The organism is Alteromonas sp. AWJ4_199 (assembly GCF_056159165.1).
Genome location: NZ_JBSWUR010000001.1, coordinates 79,725 through 103,036 on the forward strand (window position 1 = coordinate 79,725; position 23,312 = coordinate 103,036).

Genomic DNA, 23,312 nt, shown 5'->3' on the forward strand with positions numbered 1-23,312 from the left:
ATACGTATGCAGAGCATTGGTCAGTCAGGCTATGCAATGTAGTATCTCGGTAATATTTTGCACTTAACGTATTTTTAACATCGGTGTCTATATGTTTAATCGCAACCGCGTAACTAATGCTATTTTCCCATTACGCAGTGTCTCGCTCTCACTCGTTGTGAGCCTTGCTACTTTATTTCCTGCATTTTCTGCTTTTTCTTCACAAGAAAATAACCTAGACGTTTACCCGCCCAACTGGTGGGCAGGTATGCAACATGATGAAGTAGAACTGATGATTTCTGGCAAAGACGTGGCCGATGACAAGGTTTCCGTTTCAAAAGGCAGTGTCCAAATAAAGCAAAGCAGGGCACTTGATAGTGAAAACTATCTTTTTGTAACGTTAGATCTTGCTGAAGCGAACCCGCAAGAATTGGTACTGACGTTAAAAGACGACGACGGTAGTTCACGGGACATTCACTATTCATTGAAAAAACGAGCTAAAGATTCGTCGTCGAGGGAAGGCTTTGGACCTGAAGATGCCATTTACCTAATTGCCCCTGACCGATTCGCTAATGGCAGCGTGGAAAATGACAACATTGATGGGTATCAAGATAAAGTAGATAGGGCCTTTAAAGGCGGACGTCATGGCGGGGATATTCAGGGCATTGTTAACAACATCGACTATATAAAAGAGATGGGGTTCACCCAAATATGGAGCATGCCGATGCTTGAAAATGCAATGGATAAGTACAGTTACCATGGCTATTCAACCACCGACTATTACACTATAGACCCGCGCTTTGGTTCTAACGACGCTTTTATAGAACTAAGTAAAAAAGCCAACGAAAACGGCATTGGCGTTATTATGGATATGGTGCTTAATCATATCGGTAGCGAGCATGTATGGATGAAGGATACACCGTCTTCTGATTGGATAAACAATAATGGACAGTTTGTCGGTACTACCCATAAGCGTGAATCGCTTCACGACCCTCACGCCATAGCGAGCGATATCAAAGGGTTTAGCGACGGTTGGTTTGTACGAACCATGCCAGACCTGAACCAGCGCAACCCACATTTGGCAAATTATTTGATTCAAAATGCTATTTGGTGGGTGGAAACAGCAAATTTAAGCGGCATTCGAGTAGATACCTATTCGTACCCTGACAAAGGTTTTTTAAGTCAGTGGACCAACCGTATCATGAAGGAATATCCTAACTTTAATATTGTTGGGGAAGAGTGGTCGGTAAACCCTGCGATTACGGCTTATTGGCAAGCAGGTAGCAAACGCCACGACGATTACGACAGTGCTTTGCCATCTGTAATGGACTTTCCTCTTCAGGCTGCCGTTGTTAAAGCGCTTAATAGCGATGAAAGCTGGAATTCTGGTTTTATTTCAGTTTATGAGACATTAGCTACCGATTTCTTGTATGGTGATCCAAATAATCTGGTTATCTTTCCGGATAATCACGACATGAGCAGAATTTTCACCCAATTAAATAAAGACAAGGCCAAGTGGAATATGGCAATGACGTTGTTTTTAACAACGCGCGGTATACCTCAAGTATTCTATGGAACTGAGATTTTGATGGGTAATGAAGGGACAGAAGATCACGGTATTATCCGGTCTGATTTTCCTGGCGGTTGGCCATCAGATAGCGAAAAAAATGCGTTTAGCGGCAAAGGCCTTTCTGGTGACGAACTGTGGGCGCAAGAGCGTATAAAAACCTTATTAGCGCTGCGTCAAACTCATCCTCATCTATTCAAAGGTGAGCTTAAACATTATGCGCCTGTAGACGGGGTTTACACATATTTTCGAGTAGCCGAGGATACAGCACAGAAGCTTATGGTTATCCTTAATAAAAAACCGGTAGATTTGCCTTTAGCAAAGTACGCAGAAGTATTGGGTACAGATGTAGCAATAACGCGCGTGAGCGACGGCCAAACATTTAACGCCTCTGAAGCCATAAGCCTTCCTGCGATGTCGGCCAACGTGTTCATTGTGCAATAACCGTATCAATTAAAGTAAAACAATAAATAGAGCAAAATATGCAAGCAACTCAACCACGCCTTTCTTTTTGGCAAATATGGAATGTCAGCTTTGGCTTTCTGGGTGTTCAATTTGGTTTTGCACTGCAAAACGCGAACGTTAGTCGAATACTATCGGACCTAGGTGCAGATCTTCATTCACTATCACTATTTTGGCTTGTAGCGCCCATTATGGGCTTGATAGTGCAGCCCATTGTTGGCTCGGTATCAGATAGAACGTGGAATCGATTGGGTCGCCGCCGGCCGTTTATACTTGCTGGGGCGATAGCCGCGGTGGTAGGTATGATCTTATTACCCAATGCGCCGATCTTCGTTGCCTTCTTAGCGCCTATGCTTATGGGCGCTTTAATGGTTGCACTGATGGATGCATCGTTTAATGTGTGTTTCCAACCGTTCCGCTCTTTGGTATCTGATATGGTACCAGCGTCACAGCGCAACGTAGGTTATTCAATACAGTCGCTTCTTATCAACATCGGCGCGGTAATTGGCTCTATACTGCCATTCATTCTAACTAATGTGGTAGGCCTAGAAAATACCGCTCAAATGGGGGAGGTTGCGCCTTCTGTAATCTGGGCATTCTACATAGGTGCGACTGTACTACTAGGTACGGTTATTTGGACCGTTATACGCACGAAAGAGTATGCGCCAGACGAATACAATCGCTACAAGGGCCTTACCGAAGAAGCCCCTGCAAGTGAAAGTAAGGCTAAAGCACCGCTTGGCCAGCGCTTAGGTGAGTTTTTCGTTTTAGTAAAAGACATGCCAACCACCATGAAACAACTGGCTGTTGTTCAGTTTTTCTCCTGGTTTGCGCTTTTTATTATGTGGGTTTACACCACACCGGCGATTACTCAACATATTTGGAACGTAGATAAGCAATGGTTTGATCCCGCTTATATCGCCGCTGCGCCTATGGTGCCTGAAACTATTGTTATGGCAAAGGGTGCTGCTGGTGACTGGGTAGGTATACTTTTCGCGGCATATTCTGTGTTCGCTGCTATTTTTTCCATTTTCTTAGCAAAGCTGGCAGATAAATTCGGTCGCAAGACTGTATACGCTTCGTCTTTAGCGCTAGGTGGCCTTAGCTATGTAAGTTTCCTACTATTCCAAGACCTTACTATGGTGAACGTTAACCTGCTTATTACTGAAGTAACTGTGCCGTTAGGCGCAGTGAAACTACTTATCCCAATGATAGGGGTAGGTATTGCGTGGGCGGCAATTCTTGCTATGCCTTACGCCATGTTAGCCGGCGCACTACCCGCGAACAAGACGGGTGTTTACATGGGGATATTCAACTTCACCGTGGCTGCACCGCAAATTGTTTCAGGTTTAACTGCCGGTTGGATCTTAAGCAGTGTATTTAACAACGATGCCAAGTACATAATTGTCGTGGCCGGTGTTTCTATGCTGATTGGTGCCGTGTCTGTCTTTTTCGTTAAAGAGACGGATAAACAAGAACTTGAAGCGGACCAGGGAGCTTAATATGTTATTCAAACGTTCAGCAATTGCATTAACGTTAGCCGGTTTATTTTGCTCTGCTTGCACTAGCACGGCTACATCGTCCTTAGACAATAGTGAAAAGCATACCGCTCAGGCTATTGTAGGTACCAGTACGCCATTTGCTAGCGAGGCAGTTTACTTTGTGGTAACTGATCGCTTTGTCGACGGCGACCCTTCGAATAACCACGAAGACCAAGGCGGAAAACATCCCACTTGGCAACTACCGCTTGAAGGTCCCGATGGTGAAAAAGCCTATGTTGGTTACATGGGCGGTGATTTACAAGGTATCTTAAATAACGCTGATTACATCAAAGATATGGGCTTCACTGCCGTATGGATGACGCCTGTTCACGATAACCCTGACTATGCGTTTAACGGCGACGAGCCTATTACATATGGTGGTGCATTCAAAGATGGCGGAAAAACTGGCTATCACGGTTATTGGGCGACAAACTTTTATAAAGCTGATGAGCATCTCGTTAGTGACGATTTGAGCGTAAGTGACTATACCGCGAAGATGCGTCAGCACGGCCTTAAGTCAGTGTTTGATATCGTTGCCAATCACGGCACACCAAGCTTCACGATGAAAGAAGACTTGCCAGGTTATGGTGAGCTTTACGATAAAGATGGAAACTTAGTTGCTGACCATCAAAACCTATCGCCTGAAGAGTTAGATCCTAAAAACAACCCGCTGCATAGCTTTTTTCACAACTATCCAGATTTAGTCAAGCTTTCAAATCTGGATGACGAGAACCCAGCAGTTCGGGATTATTTAATTAACAGTTATCTTTATTGGATATCGCAAGGCGCTGATGCATTTAGAATAGATACCATAAGGCACGTACCGCATTCATTTTGGCGCGAAGCGTCTGACCGTATTCGCAAACAAAACCCAGACTTTTTTATGTTTGGCGAAGCGTTCGATTACGAAGCTAACAATATTGCGCAGCATACGTTACCAAAAAATGGTGGTGTAAGCGTTCTAGACTTTCCTATGCAAAAAGCCATGGTAAGCGTGTTTGAAAAGCCACTAGAAAGTGATTTTGCAGACTTAGAAAAGGTACTTCATCTTACTCACGGCCCTTATAATAACCCCTATGAACTAACCACGTTTTATGACAACCATGATATGGCGCGCATTAACGCAACAGATAAAGGCTTCATTAATGCGCACAACTGGCTGTTTACTGTTCGTGGTATACCGGTTGTTTACATGGGCTCTGAGATAGGTTTCATGCGCGGTACGGCCGAGCATGCCGGTAATCGTAATTACCTTGGTCAGAAACGCATTAATCAGGCTAAGAGTCATCCTATACAACAAGCGCTAACAAAAATCGCCAACGTACGTAAAAATACTGTCGCCTTGCAGCGCGGTGTGCAGGTTAATCTAGAGCTTAGCGGTCATCGTGCCGCATTCTATCGCGTTGTCGACACTAAAGATGCGCAGCAAACAGCGCTTGTGTTACTAAACAAGGGTGATGAACCCCAGTCGTTTGAGGTAAGTAACTTCATGCAGTCAGGCAATTGGATAGAACAATTGTCTGGGCAAACCCAAAATGTCGTGAACGGCACTGCGTTAACCGCTACGGTTAAGGCTAATGGCGTTCAAGTTTGGGTTCTCGAGGGCAAACCTACCAACCCAGTGTTGCTTTCTCAAATAAAACATCAGCTGGCCCGTCAATAAAGCACTCAAAGCACAATTAATAGAGAGTCAAAAAAAGCCCCGAGCGTTAAACGTTCGGGGCTTTTTATTTGATTAGTAGCTATTCAGATAGAGTACAAGCTTAAGCCGTTTATTCGCTACCACAAGATTGACGCACAATAATGTCGGCTGGCATTAAGTAATCCTCTACCTCTTCATTGTTTATCGCTTTCAATAGGGTATTTACCAATAGCTCACCGGCAAGCTTCGTGTTTTGCTGTACTGTGGTAAGCGAAGGTGTCGTGTAAGCAGACACCGCAATATTGTCATAACCCACCACAGCAACATCGTCCGGAACATTCACTTTCGCTTGGCGCAGCGCACGTAAAACACCCATAGCAATAAGGTCTGATGCACAGACAATAGCTTCAGGTAGTTCGCCTGCTTCCAGCAATGATCTAACTGCTTCTGAGCCAGCATCTTCTGTAGAAATGGCGTTACGCTGAACACTTGATTGCGCTAAGCCATGAGATTGTAATGTTTTAAAATACCCGTCAAAGCGTGCTTTAAATTCCGGTGCGTGCTCGCCATTATCGCCAATAAAGGCAAACGATGTTTTACCCAGTTCGATGAGGTGTGAGGTAATGCTTTGACCACCTTGGTAGTTATCACACCCGATACTTACACCCGGGTGCGCTTCATCAGGTGCACCCCAGCGAACAAAATGCGTACCTTGCGATTCAAGCTGAGCGACTTTGTTTTGATAGTCAGTGTAGTCACCATAGCCCAACAAAATAATTCCGTCGGCCTTGTTTGAGTCTTCGTATTCCGCGTGCCAGTCGTCTTCTAAGTTCTGAAACGATACAAGAAGATCGTAGTTTGCTTGCGCACAAGCGCGAGTAATACTACCGAGCATTGCTAAAAAGAAAGGGTTGATCATTGAGTCGTCAGACGTTGGGTCTTCAAACAAGAGTAGGGCAATTGTGCTGCTCTTTTGTTTTCTTAAATTACTGGCGTTCTTATCTACCTTGTAATTAAGTTCCCGGGCAATACGCTGAACGCGGTCGCGAGTTTCTTGGTTAACCAGCGGGCTGTTATTTAGCGCTCGCGAAACGGTTGATTGCGAAACCCCTGCCAAGTGGGCAATATCAAAAGAGGTTGCTTTTTCTTTCATAAACACCATGTTTTGCTGCTACGACAATGTTGTCGCCAAATTAGATTACCATATTTTTAGAATAGCGCGTGCTTTTTGCTATATATACGCCTAAATGCTAATCAAAATTAATGAAGCCCTGCTCATCAAGTACATTCCAGAGGGTTTTGTTGTAGTTTTTATAGTGCACTCTTTGTGTGGATCGCTCTTAAATCAATCACTTGTTAGGCTTCTTTGAATAAAACATGGTTGAAGTAATTGCGAGAGTGTTATACTCAGCGAGATTTTGAAATATTACGTGCATAAGGGGAACAAGCGAATGGCCGAGACTGAACACCGTCCGACCAATTTTATCCGTCAGATTATTGATAAAGACCTGGCTAGTGGTCTACACGACGCTATTAAAACTCGGTTTCCACCAGAGCCGAATGGCTTCTTACATATTGGTCATGCCAAGTCTATTTGCTTGAATTTTGGTATTGCACAAGATTACACAGGTTCGTGCAATTTGCGTTTTGACGACACTAACCCTGCAAAAGAAGACATTACGTTCGTTAATTCTATAAAAGAAGACGTTCAGTGGCTTGGGTTTACGTGGGATGGCGAAGCGCGTTATTCATCGAATTATTTTGACCAACTTCATGCATATGCCGTTGAGCTTATTGAAAAAGGTTTAGCTTACGTCGATTTTTCAGCACAAGAAGTGATGCGCGAGATGCGTGGTACGCTGAAAGAGCCTGGTCAAAATAGCCCTTATCGCGACACAGACGTTGAAACTAACCTTCGCGAGTTTGCTAAGATGACGGCAGGCGACTACAAGGAAGGCGAGTGTAGTTTGCGCGCTAAAATCGACATGGCGTCGCCATTCATGTGTATGCGCGATCCGGTAATTTACCGAGTCAAACATGCACATCATCATCAAACCGGTGATAAATGGTGTGTGTATCCAATGTACGATTTTACTCACTGCATTTCGGATGCTATCGAGGGGATCACGCATTCATTATGTACCTTAGAATTCCAAGACAATCGTCGTCTTTATGATTGGGTTATCGAAAACATCTCAATTGACTGCACGCCACGTCAGTACGAGTTCTCTCGCCTTAATCTAGAATATACGGTATTAAGTAAACGTCGCCTTATTCAACTGGTTGAAGAGAACCACGTGAGTGGTTGGGATGACCCACGCATGCCTACGATTGCCGGTTTACGCCGCCGCGGTTATACACCTGGCTCTATCGTCGAGTTTTGTAAACGTATTGGTGTGACCAAGATGGACAACATGGTTGAAATGTCTATGTTGGAAGCTTGTATTCGCGATGACTTAAATGCTAATGCACCGCGTGCGATGGCGGTATTAGACCCAATTAAGCTTGTTATTGAAAATTACGATGAAGGGCAGACAGAAACGCTGACTGCACCGAATCATCCTAACGATGAATCTATGGGTACGCGTAACATCGGCTTTAGCCGCGAAGTGTATATTGAAGCAGAAGACTTCCGTGAATCGGCAAACAAAAAGTTTAAACGCTTAGTACTAGATAAAGAAGTACGTCTACGTAACGCCTATGTGGTTAAAGCTAATCGCGTTGAAAAAGATGAAGACGGCAATGTAACTACTGTTTACTGTACTTATGACCCAGAAACATTGGGTAAAGATCCTGCCGATGGGCGTAAAGTGAAAGGCGTTATTCACTGGGTGGACGCAGCAACGGCACAGGCAGCAGAATTTAGGCTATATGATCGATTATTTAACGTACCTAATCCGGCCGCTGAAGAAGACTTCACTAATGCAATAAACCCTGGTTCGCTTGAAATTAAACAAGGCTGGGTAGAAGCAGGGCTCGCTAGCAATGTTCCTGAAGTTGGCGCTTGGCAGTTTGAACGTACTGGTTACTTCTGTGTAGATAAAGATAGCACAGACGATAAGCCCGTCTTCAACCGCACGGTAGGGCTAAGAGACACATGGGCGAAAATAGGCGAGTAATATAATTATTGATTGCGCGCTATATGCTTAAATGAAAAAACCGCTTAAGTTCAAACTTAAGCGGTTTTTGTTTATAAAAGTATAAGGTTTAATTAATTACTTCGGCTGGCAATCAAGAGACTGACCGTTTACTTCCTTACTTTCATCACCCATTAGGTAAAGATACATAGGCATAATGTCTTCTGGTGTTTTAAGTGTATCCGGTTTTTCTGCAGGAAAAGCTTGTGCACGCATATGTGTGCGGGTGCCGCCTGGATTAATACAGTTGAAACGCAGCGTCTTATTCTGATATTCATCTGCCAGAGTTTGCATTACGCCTTCTGTAGCGAACTTCGATACAGCATAAGTCCCCCAAAACGCACGACCTTTTCTTCCTACACTCGATGTAGTGAAAATAACTGATGCATTTTCCGCTTTTTCTAATGCCGGGATAAGGGCCTGCGTCATATAGACCATGCCGTTAAGATTTATCTGCATTACGTCTTGCCACTCTTGCGAATCAATATCTTTAAACGCACTAAGGTGGCCTAAAATGCTAGCGTTATGAAGAACACCGTCTAATCGACCAAACTGGTCAATAATGGTCTGTGTCATTTGTTGATAATGAGAGGGCGTTGCACCTTTTATATCTAAAGGAACAATTGCGGGTTCCTGACCGCCTGCGGCGATAATATCGTCATAAACGGCTTCAAGTTTCGACACGGTGCGCCCTAATAGAATACAAATAGCGCCGTGTGCAGCATACGTCTTTGCAGCTTGAGCACCAATTCCATCGCCAGCCCCGGTGATAAGAATAACTTTATCGCGTAGTAAATCCGCTGGTGCGTTGTAATCGTTCATCATTTTCCTTCAAAAGGTTAATTTTTTCGCATTGTATGGGGCTTGTAGACCCCGCTAAGAATCATATGTCAGATCATACTCAGCCTGACTCACAAGTAAAACAATGAATGAAAAATTCTTCAAACGTAAAAAAAGTTAACAAAAGTAGTTAACAAAACTTTGCAAAGTTGCAACAAAGTCAATAAGATTGAGGAAGATACAACTGGTCTAACATGTTTAAAACTATCATCTACGCCTGTAAAGACAGGGTAGACCAAGCTACTTTTAATAGAGTTCAGTTTTAGACACAGAATAACAACAATGCTTGTAGGGAGTAGAGATGAGAAAACTCGTATTAAGTTCCAGTGTGGCCCTTGCGCTGGGTCTAGCAGGCTGTGGTGGCTCCGATGAAACCCTTTCCGACATTCAGGCCGAAACAGAAGTCCAAACACCATTTTCACGGATCCTTTTTGACCCTGCCAATGGTAACCTAAATATTCCTAACGACCTTCTAATGCTTCCTGGCGATGACGGTTTCTTTGATTATACACTCAACATTCCAGTGGCTGACCCCACAGATTTTGCTGACCCGCAAAATGCACTTAATGTGCTAGACGGCTGGTCTACGCAGCATCCTTTTGTTATCAACGTTGAAACACCAGCGGGCGCTTCGCTGGACGAAAGCACGCTAGCTTCTGGTGTATTGCTATATGAAGCCACACTAGGCCTTGACCAAAGTGATCCAGACTGTGCGCAGGTAGCAACACCTTCTGCAGGCTGTAAGCTTGGCGATCAACTTACCTTTGGCGTAGATTACGTACTTAGCCTCGCTGATAGCAATACCATTACATTTGTCCCGTTAAAGCCTCTTAAGCCTGCTCAAGGCTATATGCTGGTTATGACTACAGACTTAAAAGATTCTTCAGGTAAGTCTGTGCAGGGTTCAACAACTTGGGATTTGGTAAGACAGGATATAAACACCGATCCACTATCAAGCGCTTCTCAGTTAGACCTACAGGCTTTGGTTAATTCTTATGTTAACCCGCTTCTGGGAGCCGGCTTTGCCCGCGAAGATATAACTTATGTGTCTGCTTTCACTACGCAATCGGTAGCCAATTCACTTGATACCATTAAAAAGGTAATGATTGGTACTTTCGCACAGCTAGCTGCTGGCGGCGACCCGTCTGCTGCAGCTGCACTACCAGCTATTACTGTTAGCGATGTGTCTGCAGCGCCAAATGCCATGGAAGCGCTAGGACTAGTTAACGAAGCTGTTGTAGCGGGCGCGGTTGAACTTGGAAAACAAGGTTTGCCGGATAATATACAAGCAGCCATTGATGCAACCGACTTTAGTCTACTAGAAACCTGTGCGGGTCTTGCCGGCACTGCGTCGGGTCAACTAGAAGCTCAGTGGGGCGCGTTGAACGAATTTGCTGTTGGCGTATCGACAGGCATTCTTGCGCAGGCAGGTCCGTTCTGTGCGGCCCAACGCTATGAAGGTAATATCGCATTGCCTTATTTCTTGGGTGTACCAAGTGCTGAAAACCCATTGGCGCCAGTAAATGATTTTTGGAAAGCGGCGTGTGACAGCGGCATCGTACTTGCTGGCGCACCTCAAGAGCTACTTGCGAGTGCTGAGCCAGGTCCAAATGCAGCAATGTGCTCTTCCCTCGGTCTTGCCGATGTTCGCATTAATGGCGAAATGCTTGATAGTGCGAGAAATATTACTAAATTTAACCCATATCCTCAGCCAACGGGCGGAAATATGGGTACGGAAACGTTAGACGTGCAGGTAACTATCCCAGACCCTGCAATTGCGGGCGCTCTAGGCTTCCCAATTAGCATGCCTGAAGCTGGCTGGCCAGTGGTGATTTTGGCCCATGGTATTACCAGTCAAAAAGAAGACATGCTTGCGATTACCGGAACTTTATCCCTAGCAGGTATTGCGTCAGTCGCTATCGACCAACCTTTACACGGGAGTCGAGGTTTCGACCTTGATGGTGACGGTACAGATGACCTAAACGCTACAAGCGTAAGTGCAACGCATTACATGAACCTTGCTAGCTTACCAACTGCCCGCGATAACTTACGTCAAAGTGTATCTGATTTACTAGGGCTGCGCTTAGGACTTAATGCAGTAATAGATACGACCGCAGCACAAAATGTTAAGTTTGATATGTCACGTGTGTCTGTTATGGGTGTGTCGCTAGGCGCAATGACCGGTGGTAACTTTGCTGCAGTGGCAAACACATCAATGGGCGGCGATTTAGCAGCACTTGATGGTATGTTTGCTGTTAGACAAGCCTCCCTTGAATCGCCAGGAGGCGGTGTAGCGCAATTCTTATTAGAGTCGCCTTCATTCGGACCTCTAATTAAAGGCCTATTGCTATCACAAGCGTCTGAAGACTTTGTTGCATTGCTTAATCAGCTTTATGAGACAACAGATGTAAGTGAAGAGCAGCTTAGTGCGGCGGTTACTATTTTTGAAGATAACCTAACTGCAGAGCAAGCAGCTGAAGTAAATGCAGTATTTGCGGAATTCGCATTCGCTGCGCAAACAGTAATGGATGCTGGTGACCCAACTAACTATGCACAAACGCTAGGAAGTAATACACCGGTTCACATGATGACAGTAGTGGGCGACGGAAGTGAAGAAAACTTACCTGATCAGGTAATTCCTGTTTCCACAGCGTTACCGCTTTCTGGTCAGCTTCCGTTAGCAGCGACGATTGGTCTAGAGCAAGTCACTACTACCCAAGGGCCTGGTACAGACCCAATTAGCGGTATTGTGCAGTTCAATAGCGGCGCACATGCTTCTAGCTTAAGTCCAGCATCAAGTGCAGCGGTAACTACAGAAATGCAAAAAGAAGTGGCAGGTTATATTGCGTCTGATGCGCTAGCACTTCCAATTTCTGATGAGAGTGTTGTAGCAAACTAGTCACCTCTAATGCGGTCGACAAAGCAGAGTTACACCTGCTTACATTTTATCGAGTTAAAGCCGGCGTAGTAGCCGGCTTTTTTGTCTTTAAAAGCGGAATGTTATTTGAATGTTTTGGGATGTTAATGTAGTGTAAATGATGGTCCGATGAGTATTCTAAAGACAATAATTAACTCCGCTAATGGAAAAGAGAAATAGAAGCCATTGACCATATTCATTCATCATTAGGGAACATTTGCGATGATCAACCAACAGTCATTCTCTGCTAAGCGTACGCTAATTGCACTTTCAATTGCCGGTCTATTAACTGCATGTGGCGATAACGACAACGATTTTTCAAATATAGAGCAACCAGCGCCACCCACCTCCCCAAACCCAGAACCTTCGCCTACACCTATTCCTGCTTTTTCACCGGATGGTACTTTGTCTGCTGACGTAACATGGACAACCTACGGTGTTCCGCATGTAAAAGCTGATAACCTCGAAAGTATGGCATATGGGGTAGGTTATGCCTTTGCGAGAGATAACCTTTGCGTACTGGCTGATCAAATTGTTAAGTACAACTCTGAACGTGCAAAGTTTTTTGGCCCAGACCAGGTGCCTGGTAGCGGCGACTCTGAACACCTCATCAACGACTTTGGCTTTTTAACATTGGGTATCAGAGAACTTGCAGAAGAGAATTTGCCCCGCTTGTCTGCAAATTCTCGCGCAATGTTTCAGGGGTATACGGCAGGGTATAACAGATACTTAAATGAAACGCCTGTAGAAGAGCAAGATCAAAGCTGTGCAGGACAACCTTGGGTAACAGAAATTGATAGCGTTGATCTTCTAACATACTCCTTGGGCGTAGCGCTTTTACCGGGCGCTGCAAACTTTTTAGGCCCAATGTTTATTGCTGCACCACAAGGTGAGAGCTATTTACCAACACCTGCCGAGTCATCAAGTGAAGTTGCCTCTACATTTACGATTTCGCCAACAGTGGGGCTGCCTGACAGAAATCCTCAAGAAATGGGGTCTAATGGATGGGGGTTAGGCAGCGATAAAACCACTAATGGGAAGGGAATGGTATTAGGTAACCCTCATTTTCCTCACACTGGAAACTTACGTTTTTGGAACTTTCACGCACAAGTACCTGGTCATTTGAATGTTACAGGTGGCTCTCTCACAGGTTTACCCGGCGCGGTAAACATCGGCTTTAATGAAAACGTAGCCTGGACTCACACATTCTCAACTGCTGAACACTTCGTGGTTTATCAGCTAACCCTTGATGAGAACGATGAGTCAGGGCTTACTCATATAGTTGATGGCAATAAGCGCACTATTTACGAGAAGCCGCTTCAAATTGACGTTGCTGTAGGTGGCGGGCAAACCATCAAACTTAATAAAACCGCATACTACACGAACTACGGCCCAATGATTGAAGTACCTGGTAACTTCGATTGGAACTCAAACAATGCGTTTGCCATTAAAGACGCCAATCTGCCCAACTTTGATATTGTTGATCATTGGCTTGCCATGAATATGGCTACGTCAATGGACGAATTTAAGCAGGCGTTTAAAGACTATGATGGGGTTATTTTCAATAACACAATGGCGGCCTCAGCCGATGGCCAGGTATTCTATATTGACGATTCAACCGTACCGAACTTAACTGAAACTGCAATTGAACAACTAACAACGAACCCCTTGCTTATTCAAACTAAAGCGGCAGCCGGTTTTACCGTATTGCCGGGTAATATTTCTCAATTCGATTTTGATGGGCCGGTTCCTTATGAAGAGGCGCCGAAATACGAGGGAACAGACTCAGTTCAAAATTCAAACGACAGCTACTGGTTAACCAATTTAAATTCACCGATTGTTGTGAGCAACCCGTTGTTTGGTAGCGTGGAATATCAGCAAACACTGCGTTCACGTTTAGGGCAGCAGTTTATTGAAAATGAAGCGGGGAGTGATGGTACTTTCACACCTGAGGAAGTTGAAGGGCTATTATTAAATAACCGAAGCTACTTGGCAGAGAACATATTGCCATCTCTCCTTGAACTATGCGCAGATCAAGGTGAAACACCAGTAGATGTTGATGGTGCAAGCGTCGATGTATCGCAAGCCTGTGCAGCCTTAGAGGACTGGGACGGTACAATGAACCTTACGAGTACTGGCGCGCACGTTTTCAGAGAATTCGCTTTTCAGTTTAACCAAGCGCCTCAATGGGAAGTACCGTTCTCTCTTGATGCACCTGTGACTACGCCATCAGGTTTAGTAAAAAACGATACTACCCTTGAGCAATTGGCACGCGCTACACAGGTTATTGAACAAGCCGGGGTAGCATTTGATGCGCCGCTAGGTGAAGTGCAATTTGTTGAACGTAGCTTACCTGATGGCTCTGCCTCAGGTGTTAAGCTACCATGGGCTGGTGCACATAACATTGAAGGTGGCTTTAACGTATTTGATGTTAGTAGCAGTAGAAATGGAACCCAGTTGCCTAGACATAGCTACGAAACAATTAGCAGTAACACGGCAATGAGTGCTGAAGCTGAGGGCTACCACATTAATTATGGCACAAGCTGGGCAATGGTTATCAACTTCACTGATGAAGGGCCAAAAGGCCGAGGTATATTGACTTACTCACAGTCTCGTAAGTTCGGCAGTGAGCATTTCTTAGACCAAACACAACTTTATTCTACACAACCTACACTGCGGGATATCTATTTCACCGATGAAGAGATTGAAGCAAACAAGATAGAGCAGGTTAACCTATCGTCAGACTAAGTTGAGACTGGTATTATAACGTGATTACATCAGCGGCTTTGCCTTATATTAGGTAAGGCCGCTCTTTACGTTGTGGGTAAACAACCTTGCTTACCCGTTTATTTTACTAGGAGTAAAGTTTGGAGTTTTTGTACGAATACGGTTTGTTTGTTGCCAAAGCAGTAACGTTAGTTGTCGCCTTCGTTGTCGTTGTATCAACGATTGTTGGTGTAGCGAGTAAGCAGAAACAGGGGAAAGGACAACTTGAAATCGTTTCTATATCTGAGCAGTTAAAGGACATTACTAATTACGCGAAAGAAGTCCTTTTAGATAAAAACGCATTAAAAAAGTTAGCTAAAGAACAGAAAAAAGAGGCCAAAGCTAAGAGCAAGGCTAAGAACAAGACAAAAGATCAGGGGGAAGAGTCTGAAAAGTCTCGGTTATATGTTATCGACTTTAAAGGGTCTATGGATGCCAATGAGGTCGAACACCTGCGTGAAGAGATCACTGCGATTTTATGCGTAGCAAATAAAGAAGACGAAGTTTTAGTACGCCTTGAAAGTGGCGGTGGCGTAGTCCATGGTTATGGACTTGCTGCGTCGCAGCTACAGCGTATCAAAGAAAAGGGTCTTAAATTGACCATTGCTGTAGATAAAGTTGCGGCAAGCGGTGGCTATATGATGGCGTGTGTTGCCGATAAGTTGTTGGCGTCACAGTTTGCGTATATCGGCAGTATTGGTGTTTTAGCTCAGCTACCTAACTTTAATAAGTTGCTGAAGAAAAACGATATAGAATTTGAGCAACATACCGCCGGAGAGTTTAAGCGCACGCTGACGGTTTTTGGCGAAAATAACGATGAAGGTCGCGCTAAGTTTAGAGAGGAAATTGAAGAGATTCATGTACTCTTTAAAGACTTCGTGCAAAGTCAGCGCCCTGAAATGGATATAGATAAAGTAGCTACTGGTGAATACTGGCCAGGGATCAAGGCAAAAACACTTGGCTTGGTTGACGATATAACAACGTCCGATGACTACATTCTTTCGAATTACCCTGCACGCGAAATTTTCAGCGTTAAGTATGCTGTGAAGAAAAACGTTGCGGAAAAGCTAGGTATGTCTGCAGCCAATGTTGTTGAGCGTGTGTTTATGAAAAGCATGAACAAAGCGCGCCATTGGTTTTAATAGCTATAAACCATCTGTGTTTATTACGGCATGACGTATAGCACCCACCGTCAATAAGCACAGATGGATGTTAAATTTTTAACCGACAAAAGATAATAAAAAGAATATGGCACGGCATACTAAAAACGATATATTAGATGCGGCAGAATACTTGTTTTCTCAAAGTGGGTTTACCCAAACCTCGATGCGGGAAATCACTGCCAGAGCAGAAGTAAATCTGGCGTCGGTGAATTACCATTTTGGTAGCAAGAAAAACTTAATACAAGCGGTGTTTAAGCGATACTTTGATGAGCTTATGCCACAGGTAAAGGTTTGCTTAGACGGTTTACCGCCTATTGAAGGCGCCAAAGGCGTTGAGCAGCTCTTATATTCGCTTATCCCTCCCATGTTAAATCTTAATGCTATCTCCGAGCAGGGCACTGCCACTTTTGTTAAGCTGCTCGGCCGAGGATATAACGAAACACAAGGGCACTTGCGTAAGTTTTTGATGCATGATTACGGTGACTGTATACGCGCTCTAGTAGACGCTATCAGACGCTGTTTACCTGAACTTCCTGAGGAAGAATTGTTCTGGCGACTGCATTTTGCGATGGGAAGTTTTGTCTTTTCGATGGCATCGAGTCAGGCATTAACTGAAATCGCTGAGTCCGATTTTCATAAACACGTAGATATAAAAGAAGTCATCCAGCATCTTGTTCCATTTGTCGCACAGGGACTTGCCGGCAAATAAACCATTTTTATAGCTTACGTATGAAAAAGCGCTAGCCTCCAAAATGAAGGCTAGGCATAGTGTGGAATAGGCGTTATGAGAAATGCTTGTTGAAGCTAGCGGGGAAGAGTCGCGCCAGGTGCTTCAGCGTTTAGCTTTTCAGCCCAAAAATCCTTAACTGAGAAACCTGATTTTTTAGAAGCTGATGCTTTTTTCGTAGCAGGTTTGGCCTTTGCTTTGGTCTCGCTTTTCTCTTTCTTCGTTTCTGTTTTTTCAGACGAATTCGATGCTAGCGATTCTGCCATTTCCTGAAGCTGTGCTAAGCGCATATTTTTGCCGCCATCTACGCTGTACCAACCGCTCTTACTTTCAATAGTCGGCGCTTTGCCATTAGCTTTTTTATAGGCTTCAGTGAAAGCCGCGATAACTGCATCTTTGTCTAAGTTTGCCATGCTTTTTTGCTCTTTATTTTGTTAAGATGACGAACGTTTTTGACTTGTATCACCAATAAGTAACGGCAGATTGGTTAGAGCACATTTGGCTCCCCATAAAGTGAATAAAAAGTAGGTAATGCGTTAAGCAATCCACTTTTTTTCGTTTTCCCGCAATAAACGCCAGTCGACTTATAGGTGTTATACGAAACGTTCGCGTATTTTATAGCGTTTTTTTAACAATTTGTCTAACTTTCAACCGGAGGACTTGTGTCTATTACCCGCCTAGAACTACAAAATTATCTTGATGGAATGTTAAGAGTTAGCGAAATCAGTGATTATTGCCCCAATGGTTTGCAGGTAGAGGGCACAAGCAAAATAGAAAAAATTGTTACAGGGGTTACAGCATCTCAGGCTTTAGTGGACGCTGCGATAGAAGCTAACGCCGATGCGCTTATTGTACATCATGGGTATTTTTGGAAAGGGGAGTCGCAGGCTGTAACCGGCATGAAAAAGCGCCGTCTTTCTGCTTTACTCGCCAATGATTTAAATTTGTTTGCTTACCATCTTCCTTTAGATGTTCACCCAGAATTTGGTAACAATCGCCAGCTTGGATCTCTTCTCGATGTTCAAAATGTAAGTGCAGTCAGCGGCGTAAAACCTGTGGGTGTTGTTATGCAGGGGAATTTTGAGGAAGCAATTGAAGGCGTGGCTTTACAAGATAAGCTGCAGCAGCTGTTAGGACGAGATGTGCTAATAGAAGGGCCTGTGTCAAAACCAATTACGACACTTGCTTGGTGCACTGGCGGAGGTCAAGGATTCATAGAGCAAGCGGTTGAGTTAGGTGTAGATGCATTTATTACCGGTGAAGTCTCTGAGCAAACCGTGCATACAGCAAGAGAAATGGGTATTACCTTTTTTGCGGCTGGCCATCATGCTACCGAACGCTACGGTGTGAAGTCTTTAGGCGAACACATTGAGCAGCAATTCGACGTGCCTGTTGAGTTTATTGATATCGATAACCCTGCATAGCGAAGTATGTAGTATATGAATAACGATCGTATCTTCGACGGTATTGCTGAGAAGTTCTCAAACAATATTTACGGGACAACCAAGGGCAAATTGCGCCACACATTATTATGTGATGTACTTGAACCTTATTTAAAAGCGCCGCTTCGAGCCATCGAAATAGGTGGGGGCACAGGGGTAATGACGGCTCATATAGCTGCGAAAGGACACTCTGTTGTGCTCACCGATGCGTCAAAGGATGTGCTTGATCAAGCGGAATCTTTCCTTTCTGATGCGCCGAATATAAAAATTCGGCATCAGTATTTACAACAATTAGAAGACCTTAGTGATTTCGACTTTGTAGTTTGTCATGCGGTTCTAGAATGGCTAGATGCGCCCTTTGACGCCATAGATTTTATATATAGCAATATGAAACCCGGAGCGCGCTTAAGCTTAAGTTTCTTTAATCAAGATGCGAATTTATTTGCTAATGCCATTTACGGTAATTTTGATTATATCGCCAAAGGAATGAAGGCGAAAAAGCAGGTGAGGCTAAATCCCAATCAGCCGCTTAGCGCAATGCGAGTGGTTGAGTATTGTGCGTCGTTGGGCTTCAACATACTGGAAAAAGCTGGCATTCGCTGTTTTCACGATTATATGCGGGATATTACTCACCAGAGCAGCAAATTTGATGACCTGCTTGCTCTTGAAAGAAAGTATCACAAGCAGGAGCCCTATTTGTGGTTAGGTAAATACTTCCAACTCATTCTGGAAAAGCCGCAAGTCGGTTGAGTTTACAGGCAGCTTTGACGTATCGGGTTTATTCTAAAAGCTGCTTAGAGCGTGTTGTCACCGGTAAGGATGTTGTTAAGCGTCGTTACCGCAATTTCATTTAATGCCTCATAAGTGAAAAAGCCCTGATGCCCCGTTATCAATACATTTGGAAAGGTTGTTAAACGCTGAAAAGTGTCGTCTTGTATGATTTCCTGTGAATGGTCACTGAAAAAGAGTTCAGACTCTCTTTCGTAAACATCTAACCCCAAATAGCCTATCTGTTTAGATTTAAGCCCTTTTATAATGGCGGTATCATCAACTAATCCGCCCCGAGAGGTATTGATGAGCATCACGCCCTTAGGCATTTTATTTATGCTGTCAGCATTGATAATATGATAACTCTTGTCGTTGAGCGGGCAGTGCAACGTCACAATGACGCTTTGTTCTAACAGTTCGTTTAGCGGAACGTATTGGGCTCCCATAGCGAGCACATCATCATCCTGATTTGGGTCAAAACAAAGAACTTTGCACCCAAACCCCAGAAGTATGCGAATAACGGCTTTACCAATCTTCCCTGTACCTATAACGCCTACCGTTTTTCCGTGAAGAGTGAACCCCATCAATCCGTCTAGGCTAAAGTTACCTTCTCTAACCCGATTATAGGCTTTATGGGTTTTTCGGTTTAAGGTAAGAATAAGCGCGAGTGTGTGTTCAGCTACCGTTTCAGGGCTATATGCGGGTACACGACTTACAGTTATGCCAGCTTCTGCTGCAGCGCCAACATCTACATTATTGTAACCTGCACAGCGAAGCGCGATGTGTCTAACACCACATTCTTTCAGCACCTTGATGGTCGCCGCATTTACTTCATCGTTCACAAAGACAACCACATCGCTATATCCCTTACAGCTTATAGCAGTTGATGGGTTAAGTGGGTGTTCGAAAAAAGTGCTTTTAATGCTTTGGCTATTGGCGCTATTGTGTTTTTCTAATAGCTGTGAAAATACCACTTGCTCATAGGGACGAGTACTAAAAAAGGCAATGTGGTTATTTTGCATAGTATTTCCATACGTGTACGTATTTTCATTAGGCGTAGTTATCACTTAACTACTCAACTGCTAATGCACTATATAGTGCGCAACAATGCGCAATAAATTAGCACGCTACTATTTGCACTGTGTAGACACAGATCAATAAAATAATAGTAGCGTTAGTCGACCCAATGCACTCTGCTTTAAATATCTGAGGCGTATAGCTTACGCCCCTAAAAGTTTACCAATTTCTTTTTCAATCGCTTCTGGCTTTACGGTAGGCGCGTAGCGTTTTAGTACTTTACCTTCAGCATTGACCAAGAACTTAGTGAAATTCCATTTAATACGTTTGGTTCCCAGTAGCCCGGGTGCATCTTGTTTTAAAGCCTCAAAAAGCGGGTTTGCATCGGGCCCATTAACATTTGTCTTTTTAAAAAGCGGAAATGACACGCCAAAATTTAGGCTGCAAAATTGTGCTATATCGCTATCACTTCCGGGTTCTTGATGGCCAAATTGGTCGCATGGAAACCCTAGCACTTCAAACCCCCGGTCTTTATGTTTCTTATAAAGCGCTTCAAGCCCTTCATATTGAGGTGTAAAACCGCATTTACTGGCGGTATTAACAATAAGCAGTACTTTCCCTTTGTATTGCTCAAGTGTAGTTTGCTCGCCGTTATTCAGCGTAATAGGGTGAGTGTAAAGTTCCAAATTCGAATTCCTATGTTTTTGTTTTTGTTAAGTCTGTTACTCTTAGGTAATGCAAACCTATTTATTTGGTATCTAGAGTATATTCTGTATGAGTAATTTGAAAGTGAGTTTTTTGGGCTTAGGTGTAATGGGGTTTCCTATGGCAGGGCACCTTAGCAAAGCGGGTTATTCTGTTACTGTATATAACCGTACGGCGAAAAAGACACAAGATTGGCTAGCCACCTATGGCAACGTTGATGCTAGTGCGTGTAATTCGGTGGCCGAAGCCGTTAAAGGCGCAGATATCGTTTTTATGTGCGTAGGTAATGACAATGACGTAAGAGATGTTGGTACGCAAGCACTGGAAATAATGAAAGCAGGTAGCGTGCTGGTCGATCACACAACCGCATCAGCAGATGTGGCGAGAGAGCTTTACGCAAGCAGTAAAGATAAACAAATTGGATTTTTAGATGCGCCAGTTTCTGGAGGGCAGGCTGGGGCTGAAAACGGTCAACTGACTATCATGGTTGGCGGTGATGAAGCGGTTTTCGCTCAAATAGAGCCAGTAATGGCACATTATGCTCGCCATAGTCAGTTGCTGGGTAAAAGCGGCAGTGGTCAGCTAGCAAAAATGATGAATCAGATTTGTATTGCTGGCATTGTACAGGGCCTAGCCGAGGCGCTTCACTTCGGGCAGCGCGCTGGACTAGATTGTAACGCAGTCATTGATGTTATAAGCAAAGGCGCTGCACAGTCTTGGCAGATGGAAAACAGAGCCAGCACCATGTTAAACAACAGTTTTGATTTTGGATTCGCTGTAGATTGGATGCGTAAAGACCTAAACATAGCGCTTGATGAAGCGCGTAAAAACGGGTCTACCTTGGCGCTCACAGCGCTCGTGGACCAATACTATGCTGATGTACAGAAACTTGGTGGTGGTCGTTGGGATACGTCGAGTTTGCTTACTCGATTAAAGTAGTCTCGTTACGCAAAGCATTTATCGTAATAAAAAACGCTCCTGCTTTCGGGTAACTAAAGTGATTGCTCGTGGGCGGACAAGGTAAGCTGTTCTAAACGGCTTTTATTTGTCTCGCTCAAGGGTAATGAAGTGATTTTTTCAAGTAAGAAATTGATATTGAACTTACGGTAAACGCCTGTGTCTGCTTCAATCATGCATTGAAGCAGATTCAACCCAAAAGCTGCAGTATCTGGCGAAAGCTGAAATGCATCATAAAAATGCTTCATTGCTTTATCAAACATTCCTTCTATAAACAGTTGGGTGCCAGTTTCATTAATAGAAATAGCCTGCTCGTGATTAAGCCCCAATCGTTCACCACCAGTGAAAATTAACTCGTCGTTCATCACTTGTTCTGATATGGCTTGCAGTTCCGCATTTTTCTGCTTTGCCATTAACAATAACTCTCCCGCTTTGCGTTCATCGCCAAGCCCATGATGGACCTTTGCAGCAATCACTAATACAGATGGCTCGGTACGCAAGTAATTCTCGATGTGGTCACCTTCGAGTAAATGGGCGGCTTTTTCTAAATCGCCATCTAATACTGCTGAAAATGCCAACAGATAATCTCTTTTTTGTAATGTCTGTGAATCGCCTTGGCTTCTCCCCGCAATACCTACTAGTTTTCTAGCCTGAGATAAGCTCTCTTCTCTGTTGGTTTCAGGTGATTCTTCTGCCAAAAACAAATAAAACTCTGCCAATTCAAAGGTGAAATCGTTAAAGCTGTCTTTTGCACTACGGTGCATTGCACGCTTTTTTTGCAAAAGATCTATAGCTTCAACTACTTTGTCCTGTTTTTGATAAGCAAGAGTTTTAAGTTTGGCGGCGGGCAAACTCAATTCACTGAACTTTATTTCGTTAAGGTATTTTTCTACTTGTTCATAAGAGTTTTGCTCAAAGGAAATAGAGGCTAGCCATTCAAATGCCTTATCCCGTGCCAAGCTTGAATTTACCATTTGGCTTAGATGGCTTTTGCAGTTTGGCCATTGCCCAGACGCGTACTGGCATTTAACTTTGCCCCATTGCGCCCACAGCACTTTGTCGCTGCGGGTGAGCACATCATCATAAATACTCAATGCTCTTTGAATATCGCCATTTTCATAAAGCAGCCGTGCATATAGCTTACGTATATCTGCTACAAGACGAGGGGGAATGCCTTCTGAAATCTTGGCCCGTACAACAGAGATCGCTCTCTCTAATTGTTTATTGTCCAAGGAGTGTAAAACGTTTTTGATAAATTCACGGTACGTTAAATAGTGATTTATTTGCCGAGTTAATGAAGCGATAGTGTAGGGCTTGATGAGCAAAACATCCGGCTGCAGATCCATGATCCTGCCAATTATCTGTGGTGAGCGATCTGAAGTCAGGAAGATAACTCCTGTGCTCGGTCGAATGAATCCTGCTTCTCTTAAATTTTGTACCCATTCAACACCAGTTTTCCCATGGCCTAGGTGGTAGTCCATTAACAAAAGCTCGAAGTTTTGCTTTTTTAGTGCTGCTTTTAGCTCTACGCCTGATGCAAAGCTACTCACCGATAAGTTAGCAATAGACATGAGGTGACCTCGAAGCGCTGTTCGAGCGGTAGCATTGTCTTCTACTATGGCTATTCTAAATTCCACGGCGATCATTCGAATAATAACAACTTATTCTAGCTTATCAGCGGC

At 44.0% G+C, this 23,312-nt stretch carries 17 protein-coding genes; 11 read left to right on the top strand and 6 right to left on the bottom strand.

The window, feature by feature from the left end; genetic code table 11:
• Positions 1 to 91: 91 nt before the first annotated feature.
• Genes ACXAER_RS00350 through ACXAER_RS00360 form a run of 3 tightly spaced genes read left to right on the top strand, consistent with a single transcriptional unit; the run spans position 92 to position 5,212 of the window.
• On the top strand, positions 92 to 1,990 hold the full coding sequence (locus ACXAER_RS00350; protein ID WP_474825511.1) for a glycoside hydrolase family 13 protein: 1,899 nt from the start codon (positions 92 to 94) through the stop codon (positions 1,988 to 1,990).
• A gap of 38 nt (positions 1,991 to 2,028) precedes the next feature.
• Positions 2,029 to 3,510, top strand: a complete 1,482-nt coding sequence (locus ACXAER_RS00355) for an MFS transporter (RefSeq protein WP_474825513.1) — start codon at positions 2,029 to 2,031, stop codon at positions 3,508 to 3,510.
• Position 3,511: 1 nt separating this feature from the next.
• On the top strand, positions 3,512 to 5,212 hold the full coding sequence (locus ACXAER_RS00360) for an alpha-amylase family glycosyl hydrolase (protein ID WP_474825515.1): 1,701 nt from the start codon (positions 3,512 to 3,514) through the stop codon (positions 5,210 to 5,212).
• A gap of 109 nt (positions 5,213 to 5,321) precedes the next feature.
• On the opposite strand, the gene ACXAER_RS00365 is transcribed toward ACXAER_RS00360, so the two are convergent.
• Positions 5,322 to 6,344, bottom strand: a complete 1,023-nt coding sequence (locus tag ACXAER_RS00365) for a LacI family DNA-binding transcriptional regulator (RefSeq protein ID WP_474825517.1) — start codon at positions 6,342 to 6,344, stop codon at positions 5,322 to 5,324.
• Between the two features lie 298 nt (positions 6,345 to 6,642).
• On the opposite strand from ACXAER_RS00365, the gene glnS reads away from it, so the two are divergent.
• Positions 6,643 to 8,310: a glutamine--tRNA ligase gene (glnS, locus tag ACXAER_RS00370; protein WP_474825519.1), complete on the top strand. Its 1,668-nt coding sequence runs from the start codon at positions 6,643 to 6,645 to the stop codon at positions 8,308 to 8,310.
• A gap of 96 nt (positions 8,311 to 8,406) precedes the next feature.
• On the opposite strand, the gene ACXAER_RS00375 is transcribed toward glnS, so the two are convergent.
• Positions 8,407 to 9,150 carry a YciK family oxidoreductase gene (locus tag ACXAER_RS00375; protein WP_474825521.1) on the bottom strand — a complete coding sequence of 248 codons (744 nt, stop codon included), beginning with the start codon at positions 9,148 to 9,150 and terminating at the stop codon, positions 8,407 to 8,409.
• Between the two features lie 319 nt (positions 9,151 to 9,469).
• On the opposite strand from ACXAER_RS00375, the gene ACXAER_RS00380 reads away from it, so the two are divergent.
• From ACXAER_RS00380 to ACXAER_RS00395, 4 genes are all read left to right on the top strand, one after another.
• Positions 9,470 to 12,067, top strand: a complete 2,598-nt coding sequence (locus ACXAER_RS00380) for a VolA/Pla-1 family phospholipase (RefSeq protein ID WP_474825523.1) — start codon at positions 9,470 to 9,472, stop codon at positions 12,065 to 12,067.
• Between the two features lie 240 nt (positions 12,068 to 12,307).
• Positions 12,308 to 14,833, top strand: a complete 2,526-nt coding sequence (locus ACXAER_RS00385) for an acylase (RefSeq protein ID WP_474825525.1) — start codon at positions 12,308 to 12,310, stop codon at positions 14,831 to 14,833.
• Positions 14,834 to 14,952: 119 nt separating this feature from the next.
• Entirely contained in the window at positions 14,953 to 15,993 is a 1,041-nt protein-coding gene (gene sohB / locus ACXAER_RS00390; protein ID WP_474825527.1) for a protease SohB, read from the top strand.
• Positions 15,994 to 16,099: 106 nt separating this feature from the next.
• On the top strand, positions 16,100 to 16,723 hold the full coding sequence (locus tag ACXAER_RS00395; RefSeq protein ID WP_474806821.1) for a TetR/AcrR family transcriptional regulator: 624 nt from the start codon (positions 16,100 to 16,102) through the stop codon (positions 16,721 to 16,723).
• Positions 16,724 to 16,818: 95 nt separating this feature from the next.
• Here ACXAER_RS00395 and ACXAER_RS00400 read toward each other — a convergent pair whose 3' ends face one another.
• Positions 16,819 to 17,154: a hypothetical protein gene (locus ACXAER_RS00400; protein ID WP_474825530.1), complete on the bottom strand. Its 336-nt coding sequence runs from the start codon at positions 17,152 to 17,154 to the stop codon at positions 16,819 to 16,821.
• A gap of 249 nt (positions 17,155 to 17,403) precedes the next feature.
• Between ACXAER_RS00400 and ACXAER_RS00405 the strand changes: the two genes are divergently transcribed.
• Positions 17,404 to 18,165 carry a Nif3-like dinuclear metal center hexameric protein gene (locus tag ACXAER_RS00405; RefSeq protein WP_474825532.1) on the top strand — a complete coding sequence of 254 codons (762 nt, stop codon included), beginning with the start codon at positions 17,404 to 17,406 and terminating at the stop codon, positions 18,163 to 18,165.
• A gap of 15 nt (positions 18,166 to 18,180) precedes the next feature.
• Positions 18,181 to 18,933, top strand: a complete 753-nt coding sequence (locus tag ACXAER_RS00410) for a methyltransferase domain-containing protein (RefSeq protein WP_474825534.1) — start codon at positions 18,181 to 18,183, stop codon at positions 18,931 to 18,933.
• Between the two features lie 44 nt (positions 18,934 to 18,977).
• Here ACXAER_RS00410 and ACXAER_RS00415 read toward each other — a convergent pair whose 3' ends face one another.
• Both ACXAER_RS00415 and ACXAER_RS00420 read right to left on the bottom strand, forming a co-directional pair.
• Positions 18,978 to 19,973 (bottom strand): 2-hydroxyacid dehydrogenase, encoded by a 996-nt coding sequence (locus ACXAER_RS00415; protein WP_474825536.1) that lies wholly within the window; start codon positions 19,971 to 19,973, stop codon positions 18,978 to 18,980.
• Positions 19,974 to 20,171: 198 nt separating this feature from the next.
• Positions 20,172 to 20,654: a glutathione peroxidase gene (locus tag ACXAER_RS00420; RefSeq protein ID WP_474825538.1), complete on the bottom strand. Its 483-nt coding sequence runs from the start codon at positions 20,652 to 20,654 to the stop codon at positions 20,172 to 20,174.
• Between the two features lie 88 nt (positions 20,655 to 20,742).
• Between ACXAER_RS00420 and ACXAER_RS00425 the strand changes: the two genes are divergently transcribed.
• The gene (locus ACXAER_RS00425) at positions 20,743 to 21,612 is read left to right on the top strand and encodes an NAD(P)-dependent oxidoreductase (protein WP_474825540.1); all 870 of its coding nucleotides are present in this window, start codon (positions 20,743 to 20,745) and stop codon (positions 21,610 to 21,612) included.
• 53 nt (positions 21,613 to 21,665) lie between these two features.
• On the opposite strand, the gene ACXAER_RS00430 is transcribed toward ACXAER_RS00425, so the two are convergent.
• Positions 21,666 to 23,249: a response regulator gene (locus ACXAER_RS00430; protein ID WP_474830471.1), complete on the bottom strand. Its 1,584-nt coding sequence runs from the start codon at positions 23,247 to 23,249 to the stop codon at positions 21,666 to 21,668.
• Positions 23,250 to 23,312: the final 63 nt, after the last annotated feature.

Coding starts and splice junctions, on each gene's coding strand:
- ACXAER_RS00350 (WP_474825511.1), top strand. CDS start 92: ATGTTTAATCGCAACCGCGTAACTAATGCTATTTTCCCATTACGCAGT.
- ACXAER_RS00355 (WP_474825513.1), top strand. CDS start 2,029: ATGCAAGCAACTCAACCACGCCTTTCTTTTTGGCAAATATGGAATGTC.
- ACXAER_RS00360 (WP_474825515.1), top strand. CDS start 3,512: ATGTTATTCAAACGTTCAGCAATTGCATTAACGTTAGCCGGTTTATTT.
- ACXAER_RS00365 (WP_474825517.1), bottom strand. CDS start 6,344: ATGAAAGAAAAAGCAACCTCTTTTGATATTGCCCACTTGGCAGGGGTT.
- glnS (WP_474825519.1), top strand. CDS start 6,643: ATGGCCGAGACTGAACACCGTCCGACCAATTTTATCCGTCAGATTATT.
- ACXAER_RS00375 (WP_474825521.1), bottom strand. CDS start 9,150: ATGAACGATTACAACGCACCAGCGGATTTACTACGCGATAAAGTTATT.
- ACXAER_RS00380 (WP_474825523.1), top strand. CDS start 9,470: ATGAGAAAACTCGTATTAAGTTCCAGTGTGGCCCTTGCGCTGGGTCTA.
- ACXAER_RS00385 (WP_474825525.1), top strand. CDS start 12,308: ATGATCAACCAACAGTCATTCTCTGCTAAGCGTACGCTAATTGCACTT.
- ACXAER_RS00395 (WP_474806821.1), top strand. CDS start 16,100: ATGGCACGGCATACTAAAAACGATATATTAGATGCGGCAGAATACTTG.
- ACXAER_RS00400 (WP_474825530.1), bottom strand. CDS start 17,154: ATGGCAAACTTAGACAAAGATGCAGTTATCGCGGCTTTCACTGAAGCC.
- ACXAER_RS00410 (WP_474825534.1), top strand. CDS start 18,181: ATGAATAACGATCGTATCTTCGACGGTATTGCTGAGAAGTTCTCAAAC.
- ACXAER_RS00415 (WP_474825536.1), bottom strand. CDS start 19,973: ATGCAAAATAACCACATTGCCTTTTTTAGTACTCGTCCCTATGAGCAA.
- ACXAER_RS00425 (WP_474825540.1), top strand. CDS start 20,743: ATGAGTAATTTGAAAGTGAGTTTTTTGGGCTTAGGTGTAATGGGGTTT.